Origin of the sequence: Zavarzinia marina, assembly GCF_021568905.1 — a bacterium.
GTDB lineage: Bacteria > Pseudomonadota > Alphaproteobacteria > Zavarziniales > Zavarziniaceae > Zavarzinia > Zavarzinia marina.
Genome location: NZ_JAKGSB010000007.1, coordinates 1 through 20,868 on the forward strand (window position 1 = coordinate 1; position 20,868 = coordinate 20,868).

Sequence of the window (20,868 nt, forward strand, 5' to 3'; positions counted from 1 at the left end):
TCGACAGCCCCTACGAACCGCCGGAAAACCCCGAGATCCGCATCGACACCACCACCCAGTCCGTCGAACAGGCCGCCGACGCCATCGTCAAGAACCTCGCCGAAAAAGGTCTCATCTGACGAAAAAGGGGGCGCAAGCGCCCCCTTTCTCGTTCCAACCTCAGCCCTGCGCCTTGCGGGGCGGACGGCCGTTGCGGGATTGGCCGCCTCGGCTTTCGCCCTGAAGCTTCTGGCCCTGTGGCCTCTGGCCCTGACTCTTCTGACCCTGAGGCTGGCCGTTACGCGGGCGCTGGCCGTTCGGGCGCCGCGCGGGGCCCTGGGGCCGGCGGCCGGCGGGCTGGCGCTTCTCGTCGCTCTCGACCGGGGCATTCGGATTGGCCCGGCGGTCGATCGCCGGGAGTTTCTGGCGCGTGACCTTCTCGATATCGCGGAGATAGGGCATCTCGTCCCGGTCGCAGAAGGAGATGGCGACGCCGTCGTTGCCGGCGCGCGCCGTCCGCCCGATGCGGTGGACATATTGCTCCGGCACGTTGGGCAGTTCGAAATTGACGACATGGCTGATGCCGTCGATGTCGATGCCGCGCGCCGCGATATCGGTCGCGACCAGCACCTTCACCTTGCCCGACTTGAAGCCGGCCAAGGCCCGTTCGCGCTGGCCCTGGCTCTTGTTGCCGTGGATGGCGGCGGCGGTCATGCCGTAGGTCTCGAGATATTCCGCGACCCGGTCGGCACCGCGCTTGGTGCGGGTGAAGACGATGGGACGTTCCACATCGCGCGCCGAGAGCAGTTCGAGGAGCAGGGCGCGCTTGCCCGCGTGCTCGATCAGATAGACCTGCTGGGTCACCCGTTCCGCCGTGGTGGCGACCGGCGTCACCTCGACCTTCACGGGATCGCGCAGCATGTCGCCCGCCAGCGTCGCGATCTCCTTCGGCATGGTCGCCGAGAAGAACAGGCTTTGCCGGCGCATCGGCAGGCGGCCGACGATCTTGCGGATCGGCACGACGAAGCCGAGGTCGAGCATGTGATCGGCCTCGTCCAGCACCACGACCTCGGTATGGTCGAGCCGGCAATGGCCGCTTTCGACATGATCGAGCAGGCGGCCCGGCGTCGCCACAAGGACGTCCAGCCCGCGCGACAGGGCGCGGATCTGCCCGCCGTGGGGCACGCCGCCGAAGATCACGGCGACCGCGAGTTTGGTGTGGCGGCCATAGGCGCGGAAGCTCTCGGCGATCTGGGCCGCCAGTTCACGCGTCGGCGCCATGACGAGGACACGGGTGGTCTTGGGCGTCGGGCGCTGGGGATGGGCCAGCAGACGGTTCAGGATGGGCAGGGCGAAGGCCGCCGTCTTGCCGGTGCCGGTCTGGGCGATGCCCAGCATGTCGCGGCCTTCGAGCAGGGCGGGAATGGCGCGCTGCTGGATCGGGGTGGGGTTCTCATAGCCCTGGTCGGCCAGGGCGCGCAGCAGGGGTTCGGCGAGGCCGAGTTCCGTGAATTGGGTCACAGACACACTTTCAAAAGGGCCGCGCCACGCCCCTGCAGGATGCGAAGGGCGCCGCTACGGCACGGGGTCCTGGTCTCGCCCCGCGTGCCTGGGTGACCGGATGTTGGGAAGATCGCTGCGCTCGACAGGAAGGACGTGGGCAAAGGCCAATGTCCCCTACGCGGCTGGAGCGCAAGAAGCCGGCTTTCCGGCTGCGTCGCTTATCGCAGATGCGAAGGGACAAGTCAAACTTCCCGTCGCCCGCCCCTTCCGCTAGAACCGGAGCCCCCAACCACGAGTGACGCCGCCCATGCCCCGCCCCCGCCTTTCCGTCTTCATCGCCACGAGCCTCGACGGCTTCATCGCCCGCACCGACGGCGGCATCGACTGGCTGACGGTGGTCGAGGACGAGCACGGGGAGGATTACGGCTATGGCGAATTCTTCGCCGACTGCGACACGGTGGTGATGGGGCGGAACACCTTCGACATGGTCGCCGGCTTCGATCCCTGGCCCTATGACGGCAAGCGCGTGATCGTGCTGAGCCACCGCGCGCTCGACACGGTACCGGACGGCGTGACGCGTTACGAAGGTCCGATCGCCGATCTGATCGTGCGGCTCGGCGAGGACGGTGCCGCCCGCGTCTATATCGACGGTGGCGAGACCATCCGCCAGGCCCTGGCGGAGGATCTGGTGGACGACATGACCCTGTCCCATGTCCCGGTCATGCTGGGCCGGGGCCTGCCCCTGTTCGGCGACGGCGTGCCCCACGGGCGCTGGCAATTGCTGGGGTCGCGCCATTTCGCCACCGGCCTGGTGCAGGCGACCTATCGCCGCCTCGAATAGTGCTCAATGCTGCCGGTGGGCGCAGAGCCCGTGGTCCGACAGGACCTCGATCACCCGGCAGTCGGCGATGGAACCGCCGTGATGGCAGTCGACCATGCGCTTCAACTCGTTGCGCAGCGAGCGCAGGCGCTTCAGCCGGTCCTCCACCTCCACCAGATGGCGGCGCGCGATCTCGTCCGCATCGTCGCAGGCCTGTTCCGGATGGTCCGACAGGCGCAGCAGATCGCGCACCGCGTCGATCCCGAAGCCGAGGTCGCGGGCATGGCGGATGAAGGCGAGCCGGCGCAGGCTGCCCTCGCCATAGACACGCTGGTTGCCGCCCGTCCGCGTCGGCGCCGGCAACAGGCCGATCTCTTCGTAATAGCGGATGGTCTGGACTTTTGTCTCCGTCCGGCGGGCCAGGTCGCCGATGGACAAGTCCTTGATTTCAGTGGCTTTCGTCATCCCGCATTTTCTCCTTGAAGCTACAGTCGCTTTAGCTCCCATCGTGGTCTTCGATAGATGGGAAGGACAAGCGGAATGAGCAAGCAGGCCGTCATGACCGAAGCGCCCGTCAGCCATCGGCTGACGGTGGAGGGCATGGATTGCGCAAGCTGTGCCCTGAAGATCGAGACCGCCCTGAAGCGCCTGCCCGGCGTCGGTGACGTGGCGGTGAATGTGACCGGCGGCACGGTGACCGTTACCGAAGGCGCGGTCGCCCCGTCCCTGCCCGACATGGCTGCGGCGATCCGCCGGCTCGGCTTCGGAATCGCCAACGACGTGCATGGGCATGGGCATGACCATCACGACCACGCCCACGCCCACGACGATCCGTCCGAGCGCGACAAGCCCTGGTGGCGCACCGCCAAGGGGCGGCTGGTGATCGGCTCCGGCCTCCTGCTGGGGCTGGCCTATGCCGTCACCCTGGCGGTCCCGGCCGCCGGCACCTGGCCGTTCCTGGCCGCCACCGTCGTCGCCCTGGTGCCCGTGGCGCGCCGGGCCTTCGCGGCGGCGACCGCCGGCAGCCTGTTCACGATCGAGATGCTGATGACCGTGGCCGCCATCGGCGCGCTCTTCATCGGGGCGGCGGAGGAAGCGGCGGTGGTGGTCTTCCTCTTCGCCGTGGGCGAGGTGCTGGAAGGCCATGCCGCCGGCAGCGCCCGCCGGGGCATCGCCGCCCTGGCCGCGCTTCGCCCGCGCACGGCCCTGTTGATCGACGGCGGGATCACCCGCGAGGTCGCGGCGGAAGAGGTCCGGCCGGGCGATCGCGTCCTGGTCCGCCCGGGCGACCGCCTGCCGTCCGACGGCGTGATCCGCGAGGGCCGCGCGGAAATCGACGAATCCCCGATCAACGGCGAGAGTATTCCCCGTCTGAAGGTCCCGGGCGACGAAGTCTTCGCCGGTACCATCGCCCTCGACGCCGCCCTGACCGTGGAAGTCACCAAGGGCGCCGAGGACAATACGATCGCCCGCATCATCCGCCTGGTCGAAGAGGCGCAGGAAGCAAAGGCGCCGGTGGCGCGCTTCATCGACCGTTTCGCCCGGCTCTACATGCCCGCCGTGGTCGCGGCGGCGCTGCTGGTCGCCCTGGTGCCGCCGCTCGCCTTCGCCGGCGACTGGGACACCTGGATCTACCGTGCCCTCGCCCTGTTGCTGGTCGCCTGCCCCTGCGCCCTGGTGATCTCGACGCCGGCGGCGATCGCGGCCGGGCTGTCGGCCGGCGCGCGCCGGGGCCTGCTGATCAAGGGCGGTGCCGTGCTCGAAACCCTGGGCGGCCTGAAGACCATCGCCTTCGACAAGACCGGGACCTTGACCGAAGGCCGGCCCCGGGTGACCGACGTCCTGCCCGGCGCCCTGTCCGTCGAGGAGGTTCTGCGCCTCGCCGCCGGTCTCGAAGCCGGCTCCAGCCACCCGATCGCCCGGGCCGTGGTCGCGGCCCATGGCGCCACGCCGCCCGCCGCCGCCGACCTCGGCGCCATTGCCGGCGAAGGGGTGACCGGCACCGTCGACGGCCGCGCCCTCTTCCTCGGCAGTCCACGGGCGGCCGCCGATCGTGCCCCCCTCGATCTCGAAGCGACGGCGGCGCTGGAGGCCGAGGGCAAGACGGTCGCGGTGCTGACCGAGGGGAACGCGGTCCTGGGCCTGATCGCGCTGCGCGACGAGCCCCGCGCCGATGCCCGCGACGGGATCGCCGCGCTGAAGCGGCTCGGCATTTCGGGGGTCATGCTGACCGGCGATAACAGGCGCGCGGCCGAAGCCGTCGGCCGCGACCTGGGGATCGAGGTCCGGGCCGAGCTGCTGCCGGCCGACAAGGCCCGCATCGTCGGCGAATTGGCGGGCGATGGCAGGGGCCCGGTCGGCAAGGTCGGCGACGGCATCAACGACGCGCCGGCGCTGGCCGCCGCCCAGGTCGGCATCGCCATGGGCACGGGGGCCGAGGTCGCGCTGGAAGCCGCCGATGCCGCCCTGCTGCACGACCGCCTCGGCGGGGTCGCGGATCTGGTGGCGCTGTCGCGGGCGACCATGGCCAATGTCCACACCAATGTGGCGCTGGCCCTCGGCTCCAAGGCGTTGTTCCTGGTCACCACCGTGCTCGGTGTCACCGGCATGTGGATCGCGGTGCTGGCGGATACGGGGGCGACCGTGCTGGTCACATTGAACGCGCTGCGCCTGCTGCGCTTCCGGCCCTATCAATCTTCATAGAGTTCGAGGGGCAGGTCGTCCGGGTCGGCGAAGAAGGTGAAGCGCCGGCCCGTGTATTCGTCCACCCGAACCGGCTCCACCGCGATCCCCGCCGCCGTCAGGCGCTTGATCACCGGATCGAGGGCGGCGACGGCAAAGGCCAGATGGCGGAGCCCCCGGGCCTCGGGCCGGCTGACCCTCGGCGGCGGGTCGGGGAAGGAGAAGAGTTCGATCATGGCGTGGGGGCCGATGGCCAGATCGCATTTCCACGATTGCCGTTCCGCCCGCCAGACTTCCCGGATCACGGCAAGGCCCAGGACTTCGGCATAGAAATGCCGCGAGCGTTGGTAGTCGGCGCAGATCACGGCGACATGGTGGAGACGGTCGAGCATGAAGCCCCCTGCGGTTCGGCGCCTCATCGTATAGGCTCGCCCCCCTGTTGCAACGGCGTCGGAAACCACCATGACCTTCGATCTCGACGGAAACATCGCCCTCGTCACCGGGGCGGCGCGGGGCCTGGGGCGGGAAATCGCCCTGGGCCTGGCGCGGGCCGGCGCCCTGGTGCTGGTCCATGGCCGCGACGCCGCCAGTCTCGGCCCCGTCGTCGCGGCGATCGAACAGGCGGGGGGCAAGGCCGCCCCCCTCACCTTCGACCTCGGCGACGAGACGGCCTGCGACGAGGCGCTGGAGACGGCGCGCCGCGATTTCGGGCCGATCGCCATCCTGGTCAACAATGCGGGCGCTCGCGACCGCCGCCCGCTTCAGGATCTCGACCGCGCCGCCGTCCGCGCGCTTCTCGAAATCGATCTGGTGGCGCCCTTCGACCTCTGCCGCCGCCTCGCCGCCCATATGGGTGCCGGCGGGCGGATCGTGAACGTCACCTCGATCGCCGGGCCCATCGCCCGCGCCGGCGATGCCGCCTATACCGCGGCCAAGGGCGGGCTGGACGCTCTCACCCGCGCCCTGTCAGCCGAACTCGGCCCGCGCGGCATCACGGTCAATGCCGTGGCGCCCGGCTATTTCGCGACGGAGGCCAATGCGGCCATGGTGGCGGATCCGGGCATCGCCGACTGGCTGTCGCGCCGCACCTCCCTCGGCCGCTGGGGCCGGCCGGAAGAAATCGCCGGCGCCGTCGTCTTCCTCGCCTCCCCCGCCGCCGCCTATGTCTCGGGCCAGACGCTTGCGGTCGACGGCGGCTACCTCAGCCATTTCTGAGGGGCGAGCACGTCCTCAATCCCACCAGAAATTCCAGAACTGGCTTTCCATCAGGCTCGCCGCCAACTCTCCAAGCGACTGAAACCCCTGGTCTACGAGATCGGGGCAATAAATGTAGAGCTCCCGTGCAAGTGCGAGCGCAGCAACGCGATCCGTTGGTGGGCGGGAGACGAATACGTCCAGTGTATCGCTCCCGAGGGAGAGCAGTATGGCCCCGAAACGATCGAACCACGATCGCAAGGCGGCGACATGTTGCGCTGGTACCGGGCAGTCGTTCCAACCTCCCCAGCGTAGCAAAGCCGGGGCTTCGGCCCCATCTTTCAGCGGCAAAATAGCGATGAAGACTTCCGGCTCCTCCTGCGCCCAAGAATAGCCGTAGGCCCAGGTTCGCATGATGTAAGGCTCTGTCGGCCAGCTGCCATCCGGCAACGGAGCTTCCGAAAACACCTCTTCGTCTATTGCACCGCGCCGCTCGTCCATGAGACTTGCGGGGTACGTGAGGTGTTTCGCGGTCTCCAGAATTTGTTCCGTGGTCGGCATATCGGGAACCCAAGGGGATTCCGCATCTTCGAGGACACGTTGCGCCCCGTCCTTCGGCCCCAGCAGCAATGGGTAACCTCGGCCAGCCGAAGCCAGATCCTTCCAGACCCGCAATGCTTCCGAAGCATCTGCCTTTACGATTTCGAAGCGTGGCGAAACGAGCCCGGAGGCATTGGAAGGCGCAGCCATTGCATCTCGTCCCGTAACTCCACCAAGCGCGGCGAGGGAGAGTGCCCCTGTCGTGAAATCCCGCCGTCTCATCGTCGCCCGGTTTTCTTTTCTGCCTGGATACAGCCTATAGGATCCATATCGAGCGCCAAGGGCCTATCCCCCATGCCGCCTTCCCTTGGAACCGTTCGAAATCGCATGACAGGCATGGCGCCGCCCCGCTTACCGGCAAGGGCCCCCACGCGGCATAAAGGGGCGTGTTCCTGTCGAGACTCTTCATGCCCGCATCGGCGCGCGACGTCGCCCCCCGTCCCGGTTTCCGCACCACCGCCCTGATCATCGCGACGGCGATGTTCATGGAGCAGCTGGACATCACCATCCTGGCTACCGCGCTGCCCGCCATGGCGCGCGATTTCGGCACCTCGGCGCCGAACCTCAGCCTGGCGATGACGTCCTATCTGCTGTCGCTGGCGATCTTCATTCCGGCCTCGGGCCTGGTGGCGGACCGCTTCGGGGCGCGGAACGTGTTCCGGGCCGCCATCGTCGTCTTCATTCTGGGGTCCGCCCTCTGTTCGCTGGCGGACAGTCTGGCGGCGATCGTCGGCGCGCGGCTGCTGCAAGGGCTGGGCGGGGCCATGATGATGCCGGTCGGGCGTCTCATCCTGCTGCGCACCGTCGACAAGCGGGACATGGTCGCGGCCATGTCGTGGCTGCTGGTGCCGGCGCTGGTCGGGCCCATCATCGGGCCGCCGCTGGGCGGCTTCTTCGTCACCTATCTGGACTGGCGCTGGATCTTCTACATCAATGTGCCGATCGGGCTTCTCGGCCTCGTGCTGTCGTCGCGCTTCATTCCCAACCTGCGCGAGGCCCCGGCGCCCGGCCAGCGCTTCGACGCGACCGGCATGGCACTGTCGGGCATCGCCCTGGGCGGGCTGTTCTTCGCGGCCGAACTCGCCAGCCGCGAGGGCGAGGGGCGGATCGCCATCGCCCTCGGCCTGATCGGCGCCGGTTTCGGCTGGCTCTATCTCCGGCACGCCCGGCGCCACCCCTCCCCGATCCTGGACGTCGGCCTGATGCTTGTGCCGACCTTCCGGCTTTCCATGATCTCGGGTTCGCTGACCCGGATCACCCAGGGCGCGCATCCCTTCCTGCTGCCCCTGATGTTCCAGCTTTCCTTCGGGCTGACGGCGGCCAGGGCCGGCACCATGATCCTGGCGACGGCGCTGGGGGCCATGCTGATGAAGGCGCTGGCGCCCGCGCTCCTGCGGGCGCTCGGCTTTCGGACGGCGCTGACCGTGAACGGCGTGCTCTGCGCCCTGTTCTATGCGGTCTGTGCCTTTTTCAGCCCGAGTTGGCCGGAATGGGCGATCTTCGCGGTGCTGGTCGCCAGCGGGCTCTCCATGTCCCTGCAGTTCACGGCGCTGAACACCGTCGCCTATGACGAGATCGGCCCGGCGCGCATGAGCGCCGCCACCAGCTTCTATACGACCTTCCAGCAATTGATGCTGTCGGCCGGGGTCTGCGCCGCCGCGACGGTGCTGCATGTCGCCATGACACTGGGCGAGCGCGACACGCCTGCACGCGGCGATTTCACGGCCGCCTTCCTGGTGGTGACGGGCATCTCGCTGCTCGCCGTGATCTGGAACCGCCGCCTCGCCCCCGATGCCGGCAGCGAGATCAGCGGCCATCACCTGCGCGACCGCTGATCCGCTCAGGACCGCCACGGCCCAAACATTTGTGGAAAATGACAAGCATGTCAGTTATCCCATGATGATCGTTCGCCGGATTGCAACCGGGGGCCAGGGCGCCGTCGCGCAAATAAGAAGATGGGGAGTGGCATGTTCAATCTGAAGGATCGGGTCGCCGTGATCACCGGCGCGGCGGGCGGCATCGGCCGGGGCATTGCCCTCGCGCTCGCCAAGCGGGGCTGCAACCTTGCCCTCTCCGACATCGACGAGGCGGCCCTGGAAAAGACCGCCGCCGAAATGGCCGCCCATGGCGTGAAGGTCACCCACTACCGCCTCGACGTTTCCGATGCGGAGCAGATCGCCGCCTTCCCGGCCCGCGTGCTGGCCGACCACAAGGGGGTCGACCTCGTCTTCAACAATGCGGGCGTGGCCATCGGCGGCACTTTCGAGCAGGTCTCCGAAGCCGATTTCGACTGGCTGCTGTCGATCAACCTATTCGGCGTGGTGCGCATGACGCGCGCCTTCATGCCCCTGCTGCGGGCCAGCTCGGAAGCGCGCATCGTCAATCTGTCCAGCCTGTTCGGCCTGATCGCGCCGCCGGGCCAGACCGCCTACGCCGCCTCGAAATTCGCGGTGCGCGGCTTTTCCAACGCGCTCCGCCACGAACTCGAGATGGAAGGTGCCCACATCGGCGTCACCGTCGTCCATCCGGGCGGCATCGCCACCTCGATCGCCAAGAACGCGCGCGTACCCCAGGGCATGAACGCGGTCGACGTCGAGAAACAGCGGAAAGACTTCCAGGCCTTCCTGCGCATGCCGCCGGAACAGGCGGGCGAAATCATCGTGAAGGCGGTCGAGAAGCGGAAACCCCGCGTCCTCGTCGGCAACGACGCCAAGGCCGCCGGCTTCATCGAGCGCCTGTTCCCCGTCAACTACTGGAAACTGCTGGGCCGCGCGATGAAGTCCTGAGGCTCGGGAGCTTCCCCTGCGCGCCCGGATCAGCTGGCGCGCAGGCGGCGGGTCTTGCGGACGCCGATGATGGTTTCGACCGTGCTGACCAGGAACACTTTCAGCGCCGATTCACGGGGCTTCGGATCCCGGCCGCGGCCGATGCGGCGCAGTTGCCGCGTGTACCAAGTGACCTCCATCAGGGCCATGCGGTCGACCATGCCGATGCCGGTCTTGAGCGGCGAGACCTTTTCCTTCGGGTCCTTGCCCTCGAGCAGGCGCTGCGAGACCTCGGGCTCGACCGCGAGCAGGCGGGCGATGCCGCAGAGGTCCAGGGAACCGGATTCCAGCGCACCGTTCATGCCGGCGGCGGTGCGGAAGCCGCCCGTGACCATCAGCGGCACATGGGGGATGCGCGCTCGGACCTTGTCGGCGAAGTCGAGGAAATAGGCTTCGCGCGCCCGGGTCGAGGCCCTGACCCCGGTCATGGCCGGCGCCTCATAGGTTCCGCCCGAGATTTCGATCAGGTCTATGCCGGCTTCCGACAGCGCGGCCATGACGTCGAGCGCCTCTTCCTCTGTGAAGCCGCCGCGCTGGAAATCCGCCGAATTCAGCTTGATGCCGATGGGAAAATCCGGTGCCGTCGCCGCGCGCATGGCCTCGAGCACACGGAGCACGAAGCGCCGCCGGTTCTCAGGCGTGCCGCCCCATTCGTCGCTGCGCTGATTGGTCAGCGGCGAGAGGAACTGGCTGACCAGATAGCCGTGCGCCCCATGGATCTGCACACCCGTGAAACCCGCCTTGTGGCAGATGCCCGCGGCGCGGCCGAAGCGGGCGATGATGTCCTCGATCTCGTCGCCGGTCAGGGCGCGCGGGGTCTCGAAGAACGCCTTCATGGAGTCGCTGAAGGGCACGGCGGAGGGCGAGACGGTTTCGACGTTCAGCCCCTTCGGCGCCTGGCGGCCGGGGTGGTTGATCTGGGCCCAGATATGCGCGCCCCCGGCCTTGCCGGCAGCCGCCCATTCGCGCAGCAGATCCATGTCGCGCTCGTCCTCGATCACCACATTTCCCGGCTCGCCCAGGGCGCGGCGGTCGATCATGATATTGCCGGTGATCAGCAGGCCGGTGCCGCCCGCGCCCCAGCGCCGGTACAGGCGCACCAATTCGGGCGTGACGCGATTGTCGAAGGTGCCCAGCGCCTCGCTCATGGCGGATTTGGCGATCCGGTTGGGCAGCTGAATGCCGTTGCCCAACGCCAGCGGCGTGCCGAGAGTGATCGTCATCCTGCCTGTCCTCCCTGGATCGACGGGCGCGGCGGTCGGCGCGCCCGGCATTTGTTATGCAAGACTTTGTCAGGCGAACAACAAGATTTTAACGAGAACGAGGCCGATTGCCACCGATTGCACGGGCCGACGGTCAGGGCACGGGATTGGCGCCCGCCAGCCCGCCCGCCAGATTGCCGAGGAGGCCGGAGAGGAGGTCGGGCACGAGACGGGTCAGCACCGGCCCCGGCTTCAGGCTGCCGACCAGGGCGGTCACACCTTCCGCCGGCAGCAGGCCGAGGATATCGCCGACCAGCGGCAGGGACGCCAGCGAGCCCGGACCCGTCGGCAGGTCGCCGACGCGCAGCGTCTCGCCCGAGACGAGCGCCGCCAGGCTGCCGACCAGATCGCCGACGATGGGAACGGAATCGATCGGCGTACCCGTGGTGCCGCCGGGCAGGATGCCCCCGAGCAGGCCACCCAAGGGGGCCTGGCCGGTACCGGTGGCGACCAGATCGCCCAGCAGGTCCCCGACCGCCGAGCCGGCCAGCACGGAAGGTTCCTCGACCGGTACCGCGACGGGCGCGATGTCGCCGAAGCCGGAGCCGCCGGCCATGGCCCCGCCGGCCCGCGAAATGAAGCGCGTGCCCGTCACCGTGGGCGCCGCCAGATAGAGGTTGCGCCGCCCCAACGTGCGGTGCCGGACGAGCAGCGAGGGCGCATCCTCGCCCCCGGCATAGAGCCTGAGGCCGACCAGCCCCAATGCCCCGCCATCGTCGAAACCGCCGGACGCGAAGAGCGCGAGGCCGTTTTCCGGGAAGGCCATATACTCCAGTTCGGCATCGGCGCCGAATTTGCCGATGTCGCCATAGCTGGCGCCGATACCCATGCGGAAGCCGTCGCCGCCGTAGAAGGACAACCCCAGCCGGCCGACGAAGCCGTCGCCGATGTCGCCCGACTGATAGCCGGCAAGGGCTTCGAGCGTCATACGCTCCAGGTAGTATTCGCCGATGGCCGCGACCGAGACCTGGGTCTCGCCATCGACCACGAGCCCCGAGGCAGCGATGCCGAGCAGATGATGCTCCGGTTGCCGGAAGAAGAGCTGCACGGCCCCGCCGTAGACACCGAGTTCGTCCGCGACCATGCCCGCGATGCCGTCGACCTGCAGGCCGAGACTGTCGCCGATGGGCAGGGTCACGCTGGGTGCCGCGCCATAGAGCGTGCCGCCCTCGTCGCCGCCCCCGAAGACGTCGATCTGGAAACTGCTGCCGGCGACCGCGACCGGCGCCTGCGCCGCCGATACCGCTGGGGCGGCGGCCAGCGCAGCCCCCATCATCGCCCCCATGACCGTTCTGTTCATCTTCTTCTTCCTTGGATTCATCCCTGGCGATACCCGGCCGCACCCGAAAAAAACGGGGGAAGGCGGACGAACGGGAGGAGCCCGTCCCCCTTCCCCCAGTCGAGCCGGGGGAAGCCGGCAGCTAGAACTGATAGGTTACGCGGAGTGCGATCTCGTCGGCGAAATCGAGGGTCGAGACGGCGTTCTTGTTGTCGTTCTTGCCCGCGATGATGGTGGCGTGAAGGTCGACCTGCCATTTGTCGTCGGGCTTCCAGCGCACGCCCGGCTGGATGTAGAAGCCGCCCTGCAGATCGTAGAGGACGGCCCATTCGAAGCGCCATTCCAGCGACGGCGAAGGCTGGAACCCGGCGAAGGCCACGGCGTGATAGGAATCGATGCCGCCGTGCAGGCCGGTCTCGTTGCCGCCGTACCCGTCGAGGCTGCGGCCGAACAGGTCGCTGGCGGATTTGTAGATATATTGCCCGACCAGATAGGCGGCCGGGAAATCCGCGCTCCAGCGGTACCATTTCTCGACCACGGCGGCGAAGGCCCATTCGTCCTTGATCTGGAAGTCCTTGGTCAGGGACGGCGCGGTGAACACCTTGTCGGGCGTATAGGTCAGCTCGACGCGGGCGATGAGCTGCTCGAAGAACGAGCCGGGGCTGCCTTCGAAGACATAATTGGCGCTGGCGCCGAAGATGTTCTCGTAAGGGAAGACCCGCTCGATATGGCCGCGCAGGCCGCCCGACAGCCAGAAGAACGTGTCGAGTTCCGCCGCCGCCAGGCTCGGGCTGTCGCCGACGTTATAGGCGGTCAGCGCGCCGGTCGCCGGCTGGAAATCGTCCACCGCCGCATTGAGCGCCTGCACGCCGTCGAGGCGGACGGCACCGGCATAATAGAACCATTCCTCCTGGCTCTTCACGCCGCGTGCCTGGTCGACCTCGAACGGCGTCTCGGCCAGGGTGGCGCCGGAGCCCGGCAGCAGGGGAATATCGGCGGAATGGCCGGATTTGGTCCAGCGGATGACACCGTCCGGATTATGCCGGCTCATGGCGATGAACTGCAGGCCGAGACTGTCGAGCTGGCCCCTGATGCGGCCGCCGACGTTCCACAGATTGTCGGCATAGCCGTCGTAGCGGTCGTGCAGGGTGAATTGATCGGGGATGATGTTGTAGGGGGTCGAGGGATTGGGATAGATCGTCGGCTCGAACTTCTGGATGAAGCCTTCGACCTCCCAATCGGCCGAGACCTGATAGGACGCTCGCAGCCCGAGCCCCGGCACCCGCTTGTCGGAATATTCCTCCAGCCCGGGATCCAGGATCAGGTGACGCCGCAGGTCCAGCCCGTTCGGCACGTCCAGCACACGGAAGAACACCGCCTCGCCCCAGGCGATCTGCTGATTGCCGAGACGGGCGAAGAACGGGCCGTTCACATAGTTGAGGGTCGCGACCGGCAGGTCGATCATGTAGTTCTTCTGCGCGAATTCGAGCGGCGTGCCGCCGCCGCCCTCGCGCATCTGGGTCTGGAAGAAATCGACGTCGGTGACGTCGTTGTAGGGGTTCCAGTCATAGACGGCGCGCAGGGTCGCCGAGGCGCTCCAATTCGCGTTGATCGCGGCCTTCATGTTGAGTTCGAGCCGGCTGATCATCAGGTTCAGGTCGTTGCTGGTCGACGGCACGTCGCGATAGCCGGTCGGCGGCAGGGTGACGGCGGAGCCGAACAGCGGCCCGGTCAGATCGTCCAATACCGGCAGCGACAATCCGGCCAGCACCCGATTGACGGCATTCAGGGCACCGAGATCGAGGCCCAAAGGTTCCAGCGGAATTTCCTGCCCGTTGAACGGGTCGCCCGACTGATTGTTCGGGTTCTCCTTGTCCGACAGTTTCCACGCCATCTGATGCTGGATGAAGCCGGAGATCTGGAAGTCGATACCGAAGGACGGCACCGCCATGCCCAGCAGCGCGGTGCCCCCCATCAGGGCGGCGACCAACCGCTTCTCCGAAAATTCCCTTTTCATTCCCTGCCCCCTGTTGTTGCTTTTTTCCGCATCCGGGAAGTGGTTCTACCGGTCCGCGCCGGCGGCCAGCCGGACGACACGCCCGGCGTTACCGGCGGCGAGCCAGCGTTTCGCATCGATGCTGACGACGGCCTGATACCAGCCCGTGGCGACGTCGCCGGGCGTGACCGAGGTGAAGCGATCGGCCGCGTCGCTGCCGACCAGCATGCTGCGCAGGCCGGTGACCAGGACGCTGCCGGCGGCGCCGCGACTGACACCCAGCAGATTGGCCTTGATGCCGCTGGCCACCGGATCCCAGGTCGTCCCGCCGTCCCTGGTGCGCAGCACGCGCCCGTCCTGGCCGACGGCATAGCCGATGCCGTCGTCGCCGATGGCGACATCGAACAGCGAGGCATTGCCCTTGTGGACGACGGTCCAGCGCCGGCCGCCGTCGGTCGATTGCAGGATCGCCTCGAATTCCGCGACGATGGTGATGGTGCCGTCGCCCGCGACGGAGACGCCGTAGACGTGGGGCTGGAACCCTTCCCCATTGGTCGACGACCAGTCGTAGGTGACGGGCGACCAGGACTTGCCCGCGTCGTCCGAGACCAGAAGCGTGCCGAAGGCCCCGACGGCGACGGCGAGGCCCGCCGCATTCATGTCGACGGCGAACAGCCGCGCGTCGGTGACGGGCGGGATCCGGGTCCAGCCCGCGCCGTCTTTCCGGAAGATCGCGCCGCGCTGCCCGACCACGAGGCCGAGGCCCCGTTTCAGGCGGCAGCCCAGCAGGGCACCGTCGGGCGTGACATCCGTCCCGGCTGCCCAGGTGGCGCCGCCGTCCGCGCTTTCGAACAACAGCCCCGGTGCCCCGACCGCGATGAGATCGTCGCCGTCGGACGCCATGCAGAACAGGGCTTCATGGGCCGTGCCCTGGTGAAGGATCTCGAAGCCGGCCGGCGCGGCCAGGGCGGCGGCCGACACGCAGCCGGCCGCCCCCGCCGCAAGGGCGAGCCTGAAGAAGAAGGGTCTCATCGATGCTCTCCCCCGCGGCCCGATCAGGTGCTGCCCAGGCGGCGGATCGCCTGGATGGTGAGATAGCGTTCGTAGAGGCTGCCCTCGTTCCATTCGCAGCGGTAACCGCCCGGGATCTCGTCGGCGAGATAGAAGCGGCTCATGCGGTTGGTCTGGATGTCGTGGCACATGACCGCCTGCACCGACCACACCACTTCGCCATTGCCGTCCTTCACGCTGAGGTCGCCCTTCTCGTAACGGCCGAAGGCGGCATCGACGGTCTTCCACAATTGGCCGCGCCGGTCATAGGTATTGCAGCCGACCGACATCATGTTGCGGACGTCGACATAGGTCCTGCGCTTGCCGACCGGCGCGCGCGGGTAACCCGTCGGCTCGCTTTCGACGACGATCACTTCGGGAATGAATTCGACGTTGTATTCGTAGAAGGTCTGGCCCTTCGGGCCGCCGTGGACCTCCGGCTCCCAATTCGGCCGATCGCCGTGCCAGTTGCCGCCCGTCACGCCAAGGTGCGGCTTGGTCTCGATCACCTTGTAGTTGCCCCAGGTCAGCATGGGATCGCCGGCATGCCAGGCGTCCGACAGGAACAGGGTGATGCCGGGCACCAGCGGCTCGAAACGCTGGTTGGTGGGGAAGCGGCGTTCGCGCTTGAAGGCGGGCAGATAGCCGAAGAGGTCGGGGAATTTGGTCTGGTCGTACATCCAGTTCGACAGGAAGGAGGTGCCCTTCACGTCGTTCGGCGCGGTGAAGAACACCGACTGGAAGCGCAGCATGTCCTCGAAGCCGTCCTCGACATAGGGCTTGTTCGGATCGTTCACCAGGCCGCTGATGTTCTCCTCGACCCAGCAGAAGTCGTATTGATAGGCGACATTGCCCGAGGGCGAGATATCCCAGTCCCGGACCGCGTAGAAGGCCTGGTCGTTGCGGCCCCACGACAGGGTCAGATTGGCGTAGACCTCGATCCCGGTCCTGGCCTCGGGGAAGGGATTGCCGCCGATCCAGCGATTGCCGTCCTGGGTGACGACATTGCCCGTCGCGTCGAACTTCGCCTTGCCGGCGTTGCGGACCGTCGCCTCCAGATATTTGGTGTTGTAGAGCTTGGTGATGTCGGTGGTGACCGGCGCGACGCGGACACGCCGGCCCATCTCCTTGATCTGGATATAGGCGATGGGATCGAACAGGTCCTTGACGATGTCGACGTTGCTGGCGTCGATGACGTCGCCTTCCTTGACCTTGCCCTTGGTATAGGCCTCGAGCGAGCGCAATTCCTCGGGATAGGCCTTGGCCGTGTCCTGGGCGTTGGCGATCAGCGGCCACAACGGCTGCAGCACGCCGGCGGCGACCACGCCCTTGGCGGTCCGCTCCATGAACTGGCGCCGGCTGTAACCCGCATCATATTTCCTGATATGCATCCGATCTCTCCCTTCGTTCGATTGTGTGCCGACTGAAGTTCAGTGCGCCGCCAGCGCCTTCAGTTCGTTGTCGTCCGTCACATAGGCGGACAGGTCGACGCTCTCGCCGACGATCAGGTCGTCGCGCGCCATGAAGCGGGGTTTCACGAGCCAGACCAGCAGGGGCACCACGATCAGCGCGATGATCATGTTGATGAGCATGACCATGACCAGCAGCAGCCCCATGTCCGCGAGGAACTTCAGTTCGGACAGGAAGTACCAGGGCAGGATGCCGAGCAGCATGATCGAGGCGGTGAAGAAGATCGCCTTGCCGGTGGTCGCGACCGACGCCAGGATCGCGCTGTCGTATTGCCTGTGGCCCTGGAATTCCTCGCAGATGCGCGACAGCAGATAGATGCCGTAGTCGATGCCGACGCCGATGCCGATCGCGGTGATGGGCAGGCTGTTGACGTCGAGCCCGATGCCCATCTCGACCATTACCGCCGACAGGAAGTAATTGGACAGGTTCACCGGGATCAGCAGCAGAAGCCCCGCCACGATCGACCTGTAGGCCAGCGCGCAGCAGACGAACATGGCGAGGTTGAGAAGGCCGAGGATGATCCAGTGGTAATGTTCCACGGCATCGTTGATCGACTGCTGCAGGGCGATGGTGCCGGTCGCGAGACGGACGCGGAAATCCGGATGATCCGCCCCGACGAGATCGACCGCGGCCCTGGCCTGGGCGATCGCCTGATCGACCGTCGCCTGGGTGTTGTCCTTGTACCAGAGCGAGATCGTGCCGTTCTGCTGCTCGAAATCGGTGACGTGGAGGAAGGCCTTCGGGCTGGTGCCGAACATCAGCGCCCCGACCGCCGCCCCGACCGAGGCATCGTCGCGTTCCAGCGGCAGCCACTTCGGATTGCCGCCCGCGAACAGGCGGTTGGCCTCGGGCAGATAGTCGGCGAAGGACAGGGTGGCGACCGGTGGCACCGGCTGCTTTTCGAGGAAATACTCGATCCGGGCCATGGTCTCGATCGTGTGGGCCTGACGGGCGACACGCTTGGGGTTCACCGGATCCTTGGCCTCGAGCACGATCTCGAGGGTGTTCAGACCGGGGAAATGGTCGTTGATCTTGGCGACGGCGACGTTGAATTCGGACGTGTCGTAGAGAAGATTGCTGCCCTCGACCGGGTTGCCGATCTTGATGTGCATGGTCTGATAGAGGCTGAAGGCGGCGACCAGGACGACCGCGGCCGTGGTGAAGCGCGCCCGGCGGCCGAAGGTCCAGGTCGAGAGGCCGCGCAGCATGTCGCGGATCATGACGTGGACGCCGTGATCGCCCGCGCGCCCCGTGATCTTCAGAATGTTCCGCGGCACCGGCAGCCAGGACAGCAGCAGGGGCGCCAGGAAGACATTGGCCGGGACCAGCATGAAGGCCCAGAAGCCGCAGAAGATCGCGAGGCGTTCCATCACCGGGATGGGGGCGACGGCGATGAGGCAGAGGCCGATCGCATCGGTGACGATGCCGAGGGTGCCCGGCACCATCATCACGCCGAGCGAGATCTCGGCCGCCTTGCGCCGGTCCTTGACGTGATGCAGGACCTCGCAATAGCGCTCGATGAACTGCACGCAATGGCTGAACGAGCGCGCCACGTGAAGCAGCGGCACCACCATGATCAGCGGCTCGATCGGCAGGCCCAGCCAGCCGACGAAGCCGAAGCCCCAGACTGCGGCCACGGCGCTGGCGGCCAGCGGCACGACGACGCCGATCACATTCCGCATGTAGACCGCGAGCGACAGCACGAGGGCCAGCAGCGTGATGCCGAAGATCCAGAGCATCTGGTGCTGGTAGTGATAGACCCAGCCGGTCAGGGCCGGCTGGCCCGCCATATAGACTTCGTGATCGGCGTCGCGCTCGCGCTCCACGAGGGCCTGCATGTATTGAAAGACTTCGCCGTAATCGAGCAGGCGCTCGATGAAGGTTGCGGTGATGATGGTGGCGGTGCCGTCGTGGGAGATCAGGAAGGCCCGGGCGTTGGGCGACATTTCCACCCGGCGGCGGAATTCGTCGACATCGGCCCGATCGCGCGGCGGGTGATCGCCCATGATCGGCTGGACGTCGATGCCTTCGGGCGTCGCCTCGGCATAGCGCGCCTTTTCCGTGGTGATCGAGAGCACCTGGTCGTGATCGACGGCGGGCGCCAGGTCGACGTCCCGCGTCATGTTCCAGACCTTGTTCAGGGTCTCGATATTGTAGATGTCGCCGTCCTTGCGCTTGATCATCACGGTGACGGTCAGCGGGTTGCCGAAGTTCGGATGGTCCTTGAAGGTCTGGACATAGGGATGATCGGCCGGCAGCAGGTCGGAGAAGATTGTCCGCAGCTCGACGTTGCGCAGGCCGAGACCGAAGAAGACCGTCAGCGCGATCGCCGCGCCGAGCGTGACCAGGCGGTTCGCCATGATCCACCGGGCAATTCTGAAGGGGGTATTCTGCACGTCTCGAAGCCTCTACTGACGGGACGGTTGGGGGGCGCGGGCGGCTGTCATGGCGGATGTCACGGCTGTCGCCCGGCCAGGCCGATGCGCAGGCACGCCACCGCATCGGCCACCAGGGCGACCGCGAGGATCGGGGCCGCGCCGCGGACAAGGCCGATGGCGATCAGGACGACGGCGACGGCTTTGGCCGCGAGCGTCAGGCGGACCGCGACCGCCCCCCGGGCGCGCAGCCGCAGGACGGCTGCCCAGACGGCGAAGAACCCCATCAGATTGACCAGCAGCCAGCCGGTGGCGCCGAGGTCGGGCACCACCGCGTCATGGCCGATCCGGCCGTTCAGCCAGAACCACAGCGCCAGATAGCGCTCGGCCAGGAAGGGCACGGCGAAGGGCGCCAGGATCACCAGATCGGCCATCGCCACCTGGCGCAGCACGCCCCCGGCGCTTTCCGCCGGCATCGTGACGGGTTCCGTCGTCACCATCGTTCAGCTGGCCTTGGCCATGCCGAAGGCGGCGACGGCGACCGCCGTGTTCATGAAATCGCGGAAACGTAGCCATTTGCCGTCCGCCACCGTGATGACATGGACGAAGTCGCTGTCGATGGTGCCGCCGGTGACGCGCGCGGTCAGGTTCAGATGGCCGGTGACCACCACCTTGTCGCCTTCGCAGATGAAGTCCTCGGCGTCGAACTGATGGATGTCGACCGAGGCCAGCACCGTCTCGAAGAAGCGCCGCGCCTCGTCGAGCCCGGCATAGAAACCGGCATAGGGAATGATGCCGGGGCCGTAGAATTCGATCCGCACTTCGTCGTGCAGCAGGGTCAGGATCTGGTCCACGTCGCCGCGCCCGAAGGCTTCGAACAGGGCCTTGGTGACGTCGATCGGTTGCATGGTCATGGTTTCCTCCTGTGTCTTGATGCTGTGGCGGCCTTGGGCCATCCGGTTCAGGGTTTCGGCGCCCCGGCTTCGAGCAGCCAGTCGGCGGTGCGCGGGTTGAGGTCGGCATAGGCCGGCTGGGACCGGTCGCGCCGGGCCGCGACAGAGGCGGCAACGTCACCGGTTACGAACATGCCGGCGTTCCAGGCGGCGCTGAGGCCGAGGCCGGCGCCGACGCCGTGATCGCGGGCGAACAGAAGGCCCGCCTTGATGCCCGCGACCGCCAGCGGCGACTTGGCCGCCAGCCGCCCGGCCAGCGCCAGCGCCGCCTGGCGCAGCGCCGCCGCATCGGGCGCGATTTCGGTGACGAAGCCGTGGCGCAGCGCCTCTTTCGCCGGCATCGGGCGCCCGGTCAGCGCCAGTTCGGCGGCGAGCCCGGGCGGGATCAGCAGGGGCAGGCGCTGCAAGGTGCCCATGTCCGGGGCCAGCCCCATCTCGACCTCCGCTGCCTGGAAATAGCCGTCGTCCGCGCACAGGCGCAGGGTCGCGGCACAGACGAGATCCAGGCCGGCGCCGATGCAGCCGCCCTGGATGGCGGCGATCACCGGAAAGCGCACCTGTTCGAGCGTCGCGACGGCCTGCTGCAGATCGAGGACGACGTGGCGCAGGCTCTCGCTGAAACGCCCGGCGTCCATGCCGGGGGGACATTCGCTGCAGCGGAAGAAATCGAAGGCCATGCCGGCGCTGAAATGCGGCCCCTCGGCTTCGACGACCGCGGCCCGGACCGTGCCCGCCTCATCGAGATCGCGGAGCGCGCGCCCGAAGTCGCGCCAGAAGCGCCACGGCAGGCTGTTCCGCCGGTCCGGCCGGTTCAGGGTCAGCACGGCCACTCCCGGCATCGCCATGGTCACGCGAAAGCCGCTGTCGCGATCCGTCATGG

Annotated in this window: 18 protein-coding genes; 5 read left to right on the forward strand and 13 right to left on the reverse strand. The window is 67.5% G+C overall.

From position 1 onward, the window contains the following. Positions 1-159: 159 nt before the first annotated feature. Positions 160-1,500, reverse strand: coding sequence for a DEAD/DEAH box helicase (locus L2U69_RS16650; protein WP_236108260.1), 1,341 nt, complete (start codon positions 1,498-1,500; stop codon positions 160-162). A 289-nt stretch (positions 1,501-1,789) separates the two neighbouring features. On the opposite strand from L2U69_RS16650, the gene L2U69_RS16655 reads away from it, so the two are divergent. After that, positions 1,790-2,323 (forward strand): dihydrofolate reductase family protein, encoded by a 534-nt coding sequence (locus L2U69_RS16655; protein ID WP_236108261.1) that lies wholly within the window; start codon positions 1,790-1,792, stop codon positions 2,321-2,323. Between the two features lie 3 nt (positions 2,324-2,326). On the opposite strand, the gene L2U69_RS16660 is transcribed toward L2U69_RS16655, so the two are convergent. Further along, positions 2,327-2,767, reverse strand: coding sequence for a MerR family transcriptional regulator (locus L2U69_RS16660; protein ID WP_236108262.1), 441 nt, complete (start codon positions 2,765-2,767; stop codon positions 2,327-2,329). Between the two features lie 75 nt (positions 2,768-2,842). Between L2U69_RS16660 and L2U69_RS16665 the strand changes: the two genes are divergently transcribed. Continuing rightward, positions 2,843-5,005 (forward strand): heavy metal translocating P-type ATPase, encoded by a 2,163-nt coding sequence (locus tag L2U69_RS16665; protein ID WP_236108263.1) that lies wholly within the window; start codon positions 2,843-2,845, stop codon positions 5,003-5,005. On the opposite strand, the gene gloA2 is transcribed toward L2U69_RS16665, so the two are convergent. Then, entirely contained in the window at positions 4,993-5,376 is a 384-nt protein-coding gene (gene gloA2, locus L2U69_RS16670; RefSeq protein ID WP_236108264.1) for an SMU1112c/YaeR family gloxylase I-like metalloprotein, read from the reverse strand. The genes L2U69_RS16665 and gloA2 overlap by 13 nt on opposite strands. 70 nt (positions 5,377-5,446) lie before the next feature. On the opposite strand from gloA2, the gene L2U69_RS16675 reads away from it, so the two are divergent. Beyond that, positions 5,447-6,199 carry an SDR family oxidoreductase gene (locus tag L2U69_RS16675; RefSeq protein WP_236108265.1) on the forward strand — a complete coding sequence of 251 codons (753 nt, stop codon included), beginning with the start codon at positions 5,447-5,449 and terminating at the stop codon, positions 6,197-6,199. 15 nt (positions 6,200-6,214) lie between these two features. Here L2U69_RS16675 and L2U69_RS16680 read toward each other — a convergent pair whose 3' ends face one another. Further along, entirely contained in the window at positions 6,215-6,928 is a 714-nt protein-coding gene (locus tag L2U69_RS16680; RefSeq protein WP_236108266.1) for a DUF4253 domain-containing protein, read from the reverse strand. A gap of 257 nt (positions 6,929-7,185) precedes the next feature. On the opposite strand from L2U69_RS16680, the gene L2U69_RS16685 reads away from it, so the two are divergent. Further along, complete coding sequence (locus tag L2U69_RS16685; RefSeq protein ID WP_236108267.1) at positions 7,186-8,613, forward strand: DHA2 family efflux MFS transporter permease subunit; 1,428 nt, start codon at positions 7,186-7,188, stop codon at positions 8,611-8,613. A gap of 132 nt (positions 8,614-8,745) precedes the next feature. Then, entirely contained in the window at positions 8,746-9,564 is an 819-nt protein-coding gene (locus L2U69_RS16690; RefSeq protein WP_236108268.1) for an SDR family NAD(P)-dependent oxidoreductase, read from the forward strand. 29 nt (positions 9,565-9,593) lie between these two features. On the opposite strand, the gene L2U69_RS16695 is transcribed toward L2U69_RS16690, so the two are convergent. The 9 genes from L2U69_RS16695 to L2U69_RS16735 form a co-directional block, all read right to left on the reverse strand. Next, positions 9,594-10,826 (reverse strand): NADH:flavin oxidoreductase/NADH oxidase family protein, encoded by a 1,233-nt coding sequence (locus L2U69_RS16695; RefSeq protein WP_236108269.1) that lies wholly within the window; start codon positions 10,824-10,826, stop codon positions 9,594-9,596. 133 nt (positions 10,827-10,959) lie between these two features. Further along, entirely contained in the window at positions 10,960-12,165 is a 1,206-nt protein-coding gene (locus L2U69_RS16700; RefSeq protein ID WP_236108270.1) for a hypothetical protein, read from the reverse strand. A 121-nt stretch (positions 12,166-12,286) separates the two neighbouring features. Then, the gene (locus L2U69_RS16705) at positions 12,287-14,161 is read right to left on the reverse strand and encodes a DUF1302 family protein (protein WP_236108271.1); all 1,875 of its coding nucleotides are present in this window, start codon (positions 14,159-14,161) and stop codon (positions 12,287-12,289) included. Between the two features lie 45 nt (positions 14,162-14,206). Further along, positions 14,207-15,172: a sialidase family protein gene (locus L2U69_RS16710; protein WP_236108272.1), complete on the reverse strand. Its 966-nt coding sequence runs from the start codon at positions 15,170-15,172 to the stop codon at positions 14,207-14,209. Positions 15,173-15,195: 23 nt separating this feature from the next. Further along, positions 15,196-16,581, reverse strand: coding sequence for a DUF1329 domain-containing protein (locus L2U69_RS16715; RefSeq protein WP_236108273.1), 1,386 nt, complete (start codon positions 16,579-16,581; stop codon positions 15,196-15,198). A gap of 39 nt (positions 16,582-16,620) precedes the next feature. After that, the gene (locus L2U69_RS16720) at positions 16,621-19,020 is read right to left on the reverse strand and encodes an efflux RND transporter permease subunit (RefSeq protein WP_236108274.1); all 2,400 of its coding nucleotides are present in this window, start codon (positions 19,018-19,020) and stop codon (positions 16,621-16,623) included. A 95-nt stretch (positions 19,021-19,115) separates the two neighbouring features. After that, a complete protein-coding gene (locus L2U69_RS16725; protein WP_236108275.1) occupies positions 19,116-19,511 on the reverse strand; it encodes a hypothetical protein in 396 nt (131 codons plus the stop codon). Positions 19,512-19,538: 27 nt separating this feature from the next. Beyond that, entirely contained in the window at positions 19,539-19,949 is a 411-nt protein-coding gene (locus tag L2U69_RS16730) for a nuclear transport factor 2 family protein (protein ID WP_236108276.1), read from the reverse strand. Between the two features lie 47 nt (positions 19,950-19,996). Beyond that, positions 19,997-20,866, reverse strand: a complete 870-nt coding sequence (locus L2U69_RS16735) for an enoyl-CoA hydratase-related protein (protein WP_236108277.1) — start codon at positions 20,864-20,866, stop codon at positions 19,997-19,999. Positions 20,867-20,868: the final 2 nt, after the last annotated feature.

Excerpts from the sequence above, each read along its gene's own strand:
- L2U69_RS16655 (WP_236108261.1), top strand. The coding sequence starts at position 1,790 with ATGCCCCGCCCCCGCCTTTCCGTCTTCATCGCCACGAGCCTCGACGGC.
- L2U69_RS16660 (WP_236108262.1), bottom strand. The coding sequence starts at position 2,767 with ATGACGAAAGCCACTGAAATCAAGGACTTGTCCATCGGCGACCTGGCC.
- L2U69_RS16665 (WP_236108263.1), top strand. The coding sequence starts at position 2,843 with ATGAGCAAGCAGGCCGTCATGACCGAAGCGCCCGTCAGCCATCGGCTG.
- gloA2 (WP_236108264.1), bottom strand. The coding sequence starts at position 5,376 with ATGCTCGACCGTCTCCACCATGTCGCCGTGATCTGCGCCGACTACCAA.
- L2U69_RS16675 (WP_236108265.1), top strand. The coding sequence starts at position 5,447 with ATGACCTTCGATCTCGACGGAAACATCGCCCTCGTCACCGGGGCGGCG.
- L2U69_RS16680 (WP_236108266.1), bottom strand. The coding sequence starts at position 6,928 with ATGGCTGCGCCTTCCAATGCCTCCGGGCTCGTTTCGCCACGCTTCGAA.
- L2U69_RS16685 (WP_236108267.1), top strand. The coding sequence starts at position 7,186 with ATGCCCGCATCGGCGCGCGACGTCGCCCCCCGTCCCGGTTTCCGCACC.
- L2U69_RS16690 (WP_236108268.1), top strand. The coding sequence starts at position 8,746 with ATGTTCAATCTGAAGGATCGGGTCGCCGTGATCACCGGCGCGGCGGGC.
- L2U69_RS16695 (WP_236108269.1), bottom strand. The coding sequence starts at position 10,826 with ATGACGATCACTCTCGGCACGCCGCTGGCGTTGGGCAACGGCATTCAG.
- L2U69_RS16700 (WP_236108270.1), bottom strand. The coding sequence starts at position 12,165 with ATGAACAGAACGGTCATGGGGGCGATGATGGGGGCTGCGCTGGCCGCC.
- L2U69_RS16705 (WP_236108271.1), bottom strand. The coding sequence starts at position 14,161 with ATGAAAAGGGAATTTTCGGAGAAGCGGTTGGTCGCCGCCCTGATGGGG.
- L2U69_RS16710 (WP_236108272.1), bottom strand. The coding sequence starts at position 15,172 with ATGAGACCCTTCTTCTTCAGGCTCGCCCTTGCGGCGGGGGCGGCCGGC.
- L2U69_RS16715 (WP_236108273.1), bottom strand. The coding sequence starts at position 16,581 with ATGCATATCAGGAAATATGATGCGGGTTACAGCCGGCGCCAGTTCATG.
- L2U69_RS16720 (WP_236108274.1), bottom strand. The coding sequence starts at position 19,020 with ATGGCGAACCGCCTGGTCACGCTCGGCGCGGCGATCGCGCTGACGGTC.
- L2U69_RS16725 (WP_236108275.1), bottom strand. The coding sequence starts at position 19,511 with ATGCCGGCGGAAAGCGCCGGGGGCGTGCTGCGCCAGGTGGCGATGGCC.
- L2U69_RS16730 (WP_236108276.1), bottom strand. The coding sequence starts at position 19,949 with ATGACCATGCAACCGATCGACGTCACCAAGGCCCTGTTCGAAGCCTTC.
- L2U69_RS16735 (WP_236108277.1), bottom strand. The coding sequence starts at position 20,866 with ATGACGGATCGCGACAGCGGCTTTCGCGTGACCATGGCGATGCCGGGA.